Genomic DNA, 5,606 nt, shown 5'->3' on the forward strand with positions numbered 1-5,606 from the left:
CCCTCACGTAACTCTCGCCACGGCTCCAATCTGGCCCGTAGTCCAGTTTCTGACCGGTGTTCAGGACCGCGTTGGTTTCCATTCCCTGTGGGCTTGAGACAGCAACTCGTCGCATTCCAGAAGCCGTCCGGGAATGACTGTTGCTCACGGAACGAGGTTCTCTCGTTCCCTCGAATCGTGATAAGTCGTGAGAAGCGCCCATCATGGGAGTTCACTCCCATTTACACTAGCGATAACGTTTCTTATAGGCTCGTCGAGAGTGCAAGTCTGTCACAATATCGCTCTCAATTACGAGATCATGGACTGTAGACCCCCAATATCCCAACGGCGGTCGGGATTCCACGTTAGTCACGTCGTAAGAAATATCAGGCAATCGAACTTTCCTTATCTCTTGCAGCCGTCAGGTGCTCTTGCCCCCATTTGGCCATCTCCTGAATCACTGGCTCCAGCGATTTCCCGTGTTCGGTCAACGAATACTCGACTCGGACCGGTTTTTCGCTGATGATCGACCGCTCGATCAGCTGTTTTGCTTCGAGGTCCTCAAGTGAGTCTGAGAGCACTTTGCTCGAGATCCCGCCGACTTCTTCTTTCAGTGCGTTGAAACCAAGTGGTCCGTTGGCAAGCAACCGATGGAGAATGACGGTGTGCCACTTCTTGCCGATTAACGTCGCTGTGGAGGTAACGGGACACCAGTCTTCGCCTGCACACCACACTTCCAGTTGCTCAGTCGACTCGCTCATATCTGAACAATAGTGCTGGAACAGTATATAGTTACGTGTTGTAACCAAGTTACTAGTCAGTACTATCTTTTGTCGGTCGATACATCCTGCTCACGGTACGTTCCCTGAGTGAGTGTGATACGATACAAACACACTCATACGCTACTCGCCCTAGCCGGTAGTATAGTCTCGAGCAACGAGCGCATACGCCAGCGCAACGGGAACGGCGTAGACGACGTGGCCGACGAGGCTCACGATCGTGCCGGGAACTGCGACGTTCGGGAACGGCGGTGCACCGGGGAAGCCAAGCGTCGAAAGCCAGATAGGCATTACGAGGACCGCGAGAGCGGCAGTTGTCAGCACTCCGTAACCGATTCCGAGTCCGATTGCAGGGCCGATGCGCTTCGCGGGATCGGCAAGCGGCCCGAACTGAACGAGTGCGACGTAGGCTAGGCCGAGGACGACGCCGTGAAACTGGTGGATCGCCCATCCCGCGAGCAAGGCTGGCCCCTCAATGCCGTACATTGCGGGGATCGCCATCTCGAGCATCGGCGCCGGGATGACGTACTGCATGATAAGGCCGAAGAGGACGCTGCCGACGAAGCCGCCAATCGCTCCTGCTGCCCAATCGACGGGCGTGACAGTACTAATCGAGGTTGTCGTTTGTGCTTCAGTGGCCATGTTTGTAGTTACCTTCAGTAACTTCGTTCGCGACCGCCCCACATAATTGTAAGCTAAGCTAGAGGTAATGCCATTACCCAGCAGTAACGTCGATTCGTATCGAAGGAGAGAGTCCTGTCCGAAGGCTGTTTACTCGTGTCACCGTACGGTGTATATGGATCCCGACGCGTTTCGAACAGCGACCGGCCACAATGTGACTGCAATCACTGCCGAGGAAATGCGCGACGTCGATCGAACCGCCGTCGAAGAGTACGGGTTGTCTCTGCTTCAGATGATGGAGCAAGCCGGTCGTGGACTCGCCTGCGAGGCACTGGATCTCGTCCGAGACGGACCGGTCGTCGTCCTCGCCGGTGGCAGTGGAAACGGAGGCGGTGGACTCGCGTGCGCTCGTCACCTCGCCAACCGCGAGATTCCGGTTACCGTCGTCCTCGATCGACAGCCGACAGAACTCACAGGCGTCGTTGCGAGCCAGTACGAGCTGCTTGACTGCATGGGAGTTTCGATCCAAACCGACGTATCGACCGTCGAGACACCGGCACTTGTGGTTGATGCGCTCGTTGGATACGGTCTACAAGGACCGTTGCGTGGCCCGCCTCGAGAACTCGTGCGGTGGGCCGAAAACACGGAGACCAAAATTCTGTCTCTGGACGTTCCGTCCGGTATCGATGCGACAACGGGTGACGTGTCCGGTGACGCAATCCATCCAGTACGGACGTTCACACTTGCCCTTCCGAAAACTGGACTACTCGAAGCAGCAGGTGAATTAATTCTTGGGGATATTAGCGTCCCCCCCGCCGTCTACGAGTCGCTTGAGATTCCGTATACGCACCCGTTCGATCACAACTTTGCCATCAGAATCGACGCAACGAGATCGTGACTGTTGCATGCGATCTCGTTTCGAGGATCTAGACTCTGTATCAGAGGCGAACCCCGCGAGCTACCGCGCCCATGGTGATCGGAAGACGTTACAACGCTAGATCGTCTCGTTTCAGATATGAATGGGAGTAGTCGGCTCGTCGTCGCGACGCATGTGCTGACAGTGCTCGCTGTTGTTCGTGATGAACGCCTTTCTTCGGAAAAACTTGCTTGGAGTCTCAATACCAACCCAGTCGTCGTCCGTCGCCTACTCGGGTCTCTTCGGAATGCAGACCTCGTTACGTCCAAACGTGGACCGAACGGGGGGTTCGCACTGGCCCGGAGCCCAGACGACGTGACACTCTACGACGTCTACGAAGCGCTTGAAGTGGAGTCGATTTTTACGTTCCATCCGAACGATCCGAACGAAGCGTGTCCCGTTGGTGAGAACATCCAGGCAGTCCTCACCGAGACGCTGCAACCGGCGGAGGCCGCCCTGAAAGACGAGCTCAAAACGATAACCATCGCCGATCTCAGCCAGCAGATTCTCGAGCAGGCATCAACGCCGATCGAAAGCGTCGAAAGCGCCGATCTCGGCGACTGAACACGCACTCTCGACGGCGGCTGTTCTTTTCGATGAGTTGTGAGAAGAGCAGTGGCACCTTCGATACGGGTGTGATTCGATAACAGCATATTGTAACATACAAGGTTACAAATAGCGGAGCGGTGATTGATCATTCGATGACGAACGAACTGATCTATCAAGAATGGTCGGATACACAAGAAGAGACAACGATCTCGGTCGACACACACGAACTGACCGTGTCGTATTACGACGAGGGCAATACCAATGCATCCGAAAACCCGCTCGTGTTCCTCCATGGGATTCCGACATGGTCGTATCTGTGGCGTGGTGTCGCACCGGCCTTCGAAGACGATCGACGGGTGATCGCTCCGGACTTCGTCGGCTACGGGAACTCCGCAATGCACGATGGCTTCGATCGGTCCATCCGCGCCCAAGAGCAGGTACTCGACGGGCTACTAGCGCAACTCGAGGTCGACCAAATCGATCTTGTCGCTCACGACATCGGTGGTGGTGTCGCGCTCCGCTACGCGGCACACAACCCGGATGCGGTCGGAAAACTCGTGCTTTCGAACTCGATTGCGTACGACTCGTGGCCAATACAGTTCATTGTCGATCTCGGGCTTCCCGGGACAATTAACGATATGAGTGTTGACGACGTGGATGAACAGCTCACCGGCATGTTCCAATCGACACTCATCGATCCAGACGACGAATTCGTGGAGGGAATGGTATCTCGATTCAGGAGTGATAAGGGTCGGATTTCGCTCAGCCGGAACGTGATCGCGACAAATACAAGTCACACGACTGAAATTGACTACGAAGCCATCACAGCGGAGACGTACTTTATTTGGGGCGAGAACGACGAGTTCCAGCCAATCCAGTTCGCAGAGAGACTGAACGACGATCTCGAGAACACTGCTGGCATCGCCCGACTGGACGCGAACCACTGGGTTCCGGCTGATCGTCCGTCGCAGTATGCCGATCACCTCTCAAGCTTCCTCGATTGAATTTCTGGGAGCTGAACGCCGGAACCTATCCAATCGAGATATCGGCGAGTGCCAGGCGGAGATTCCACCATGTCGAAAGTAATCACGCAGTGGCTCTTCAAGTCCCTACTCAACGAACACGTCTCTGCTCGGGTGTGATCGTCACGGTCGTGTATAGTCGTTGCATCGGCGCTGAAAGCATATGTGACGACACGAACAACGTAGATCATGACACACATTCCGGATCAACTCTATGACCTTCCACCGAGTGGCAAACTCGTATTGAAAGTTCTCGACGTCAATGGTGAGATGACACAGAGCCAAATTGCAACCGAAACTCACCTGAGCAAGCGGACCGTCCGGTACGCACTCGATGCGCTTCGGGATGCCGGCGTCCTTCGTGAACGGATGTATTTTCGTGATGCGAGACAATCGCTCTACTCGATTTCCGACTCGATGCTGACAAACGAGCCGACGTCCATAGACGACTGCCTTTCTTCAAGGTAACCTCCTAACGAGGAGGTCCGCGAGTGCTTATACGTTACCAAGTGTTACCTAGTAGTGTAAGGTAAGCAATCGAGGAGAGACATGTACACAGATACAACACATCCCGACCAGCAGCCAACGATCGGCGTTGACGCCGCCCCGCTTGAGCACTACTCGGCTGTCCAGACGGAAACCAACCAGTTGATCGTTTACGACGAGCAGAACGAAGACGCCTGGATTCAGTCAGACGACTGGATCGACGCACTCACAATGGCGTGATCAACTGGATTCCGGACAACAAGTGGAGAATCGACTGGCAGTTCAGTTGGGATTCTGATGGCTGCCATTACCACGGCTGGCGGTCTCAAGAGATCATATCCGCGATCAGTGTGCAGAGCCTTCGATCTCCTTGTAGTATGTGTCCTCCGACCAGTCGCCGTCGAGATACGCGTTGGCCCACTCGGGTTCGAGAAAGACCATGAAATAAATATCTCCATCCTCGTTTAGAGCGGTCGGCATCGCTCGGCGATCGAATCCTTGATTGACGATATCGGCATATGCATTTCCGAGGATCGCGGCGTCAGCTTCCACTCCGCGGCTGTCTATATACTCTGGGATGAACATTCCGGGTAGCTCCCACCCCGTGACTGAGAGTTCATCATCGATGGCTTCAGCCATCTCTGCAGCGAGTTCTCTGTCCTCCTCACTGATATCATTCCTAACATCCTCTTCCTCGTTTTCGTTTGTACCGCCTAGACAGCCTGCGACGGTTCCGATGCTGATGGCAGTCGCAGTCGTCAGAACGGAGCGTCTCGAGACACCACGGGAAATCTTGGAGAGATTCCGTTTCACCATATATTCTATCCTCATTACGGCTCCAGTTCGGTCCATTAAAATTGATTCCCGGTCGTGCATCGCCGATGAACGATCAAAAGGAGAATAGTTCCGACAGTTCATTCTAATAAAATATCAAGTCATTTGGAAATACGTATAGTACGCTGATAATATATCGCGTGGTTCTCTGACTACGTTCGAAGGGCTGTACGCATCACGTCGGATCTTTTAGCAGTGGTTGTGAGGGTTCCAAGCCCTGTCCTCGAGGAGCGAGTGGGGCGGAGTAATTCACTCGGGTGATTCTTGATCGTGATATCCTGACTGAGCCAACAGTGGATGGGCAGCACTGCTTTACATCCGTATGAATGTTATTCGCTTGTGTATCAGTAGCGAATGACCGCCGAGGCTTCGATGAATCTGTCGGCTATCTCTAGTGGACTGCGTTTTGACCTACCATAC

General features: G+C 54.3%; 8 protein-coding genes. 5 read left to right on the forward strand and 3 right to left on the reverse strand.

Annotation, left to right across the window (positions count from 1 at the left end):
• Nucleotides 1-365 precede the first annotated feature (365 nt).
• Both ACERI1_RS18640 and ACERI1_RS18645 read right to left on the reverse strand, forming a co-directional pair.
• On the reverse strand, nucleotides 366-740 hold the full coding sequence (locus ACERI1_RS18640; RefSeq protein WP_008014824.1) for a helix-turn-helix domain-containing protein: 375 nt from the start codon (nucleotides 738-740) through the stop codon (nucleotides 366-368).
• Between the two features lie 150 nt (nucleotides 741-890).
• On the reverse strand, nucleotides 891-1,400 hold the full coding sequence (locus ACERI1_RS18645) for a hypothetical protein (RefSeq protein ID WP_373619977.1): 510 nt from the start codon (nucleotides 1,398-1,400) through the stop codon (nucleotides 891-893).
• Nucleotides 1,401-1,554: 154 nt separating this feature from the next.
• Here ACERI1_RS18645 and ACERI1_RS18650 point away from each other — a divergent pair, with 154 nt between their 5' ends.
• The 5 genes from ACERI1_RS18650 to ACERI1_RS18670 all read left to right on the forward strand — a co-directional run bounded on the left by ACERI1_RS18650 (nucleotide 1,555) and on the right by ACERI1_RS18670 (nucleotide 4,592).
• Nucleotides 1,555-2,277 carry an NAD(P)H-hydrate epimerase gene (locus tag ACERI1_RS18650; RefSeq protein ID WP_373619978.1) on the forward strand — a complete coding sequence of 241 codons (723 nt, stop codon included), beginning with the start codon at nucleotides 1,555-1,557 and terminating at the stop codon, nucleotides 2,275-2,277.
• A gap of 117 nt (nucleotides 2,278-2,394) precedes the next feature.
• On the forward strand, nucleotides 2,395-2,859 hold the full coding sequence (locus ACERI1_RS18655; protein ID WP_373619979.1) for an Rrf2 family transcriptional regulator: 465 nt from the start codon (nucleotides 2,395-2,397) through the stop codon (nucleotides 2,857-2,859).
• Between the two features lie 137 nt (nucleotides 2,860-2,996).
• Nucleotides 2,997-3,848 (forward strand): alpha/beta fold hydrolase, encoded by an 852-nt coding sequence (locus tag ACERI1_RS18660; RefSeq protein WP_373619980.1) that lies wholly within the window; start codon nucleotides 2,997-2,999, stop codon nucleotides 3,846-3,848.
• A 288-nt stretch (nucleotides 3,849-4,136) separates the two neighbouring features.
• Nucleotides 4,137-4,334, forward strand: a complete 198-nt coding sequence (locus ACERI1_RS18665; protein ID WP_373619983.1) for a winged helix-turn-helix domain-containing protein — start codon at nucleotides 4,137-4,139, stop codon at nucleotides 4,332-4,334.
• A gap of 81 nt (nucleotides 4,335-4,415) precedes the next feature.
• Nucleotides 4,416-4,592, forward strand: coding sequence for a hypothetical protein (locus ACERI1_RS18670; RefSeq protein ID WP_373619981.1), 177 nt, complete (start codon nucleotides 4,416-4,418; stop codon nucleotides 4,590-4,592).
• 105 nt (nucleotides 4,593-4,697) lie between these two features.
• Here the strand turns inward: ACERI1_RS18670 and ACERI1_RS18675 are convergent, their stop codons facing one another.
• Entirely contained in the window at nucleotides 4,698-5,270 is a 573-nt protein-coding gene (locus tag ACERI1_RS18675; protein ID WP_373619982.1) for a hypothetical protein, read from the reverse strand.
• Nucleotides 5,271-5,606 lie beyond the last annotated feature (336 nt).

Source organism: Natrinema sp. HArc-T2, assembly GCF_041821085.1.
Taxonomy (GTDB): domain Archaea; phylum Halobacteriota; class Halobacteria; order Halobacteriales; family Natrialbaceae; genus Natrinema.

Coding starts and splice junctions, on each gene's coding strand:
- ACERI1_RS18650 (WP_373619978.1), top strand. CDS start 1,555: ATGGATCCCGACGCGTTTCGAACAGCGACCGGCCACAATGTGACTGCA.
- ACERI1_RS18655 (WP_373619979.1), top strand. CDS start 2,395: ATGAATGGGAGTAGTCGGCTCGTCGTCGCGACGCATGTGCTGACAGTG.
- ACERI1_RS18670 (WP_373619981.1), top strand. CDS start 4,416: ATGTACACAGATACAACACATCCCGACCAGCAGCCAACGATCGGCGTT.
- ACERI1_RS18675 (WP_373619982.1), bottom strand. CDS start 5,270: ATGAACTGTCGGAACTATTCTCCTTTTGATCGTTCATCGGCGATGCAC.
- ACERI1_RS18645 (WP_373619977.1), bottom strand. CDS start 1,400: ATGGCCACTGAAGCACAAACGACAACCTCGATTAGTACTGTCACGCCC.
- ACERI1_RS18640 (WP_008014824.1), bottom strand. CDS start 740: ATGAGCGAGTCGACTGAGCAACTGGAAGTGTGGTGTGCAGGCGAAGAC.
- ACERI1_RS18665 (WP_373619983.1), top strand. CDS start 4,137: ATGACACAGAGCCAAATTGCAACCGAAACTCACCTGAGCAAGCGGACC.
- ACERI1_RS18660 (WP_373619980.1), top strand. CDS start 2,997: ATGACGAACGAACTGATCTATCAAGAATGGTCGGATACACAAGAAGAG.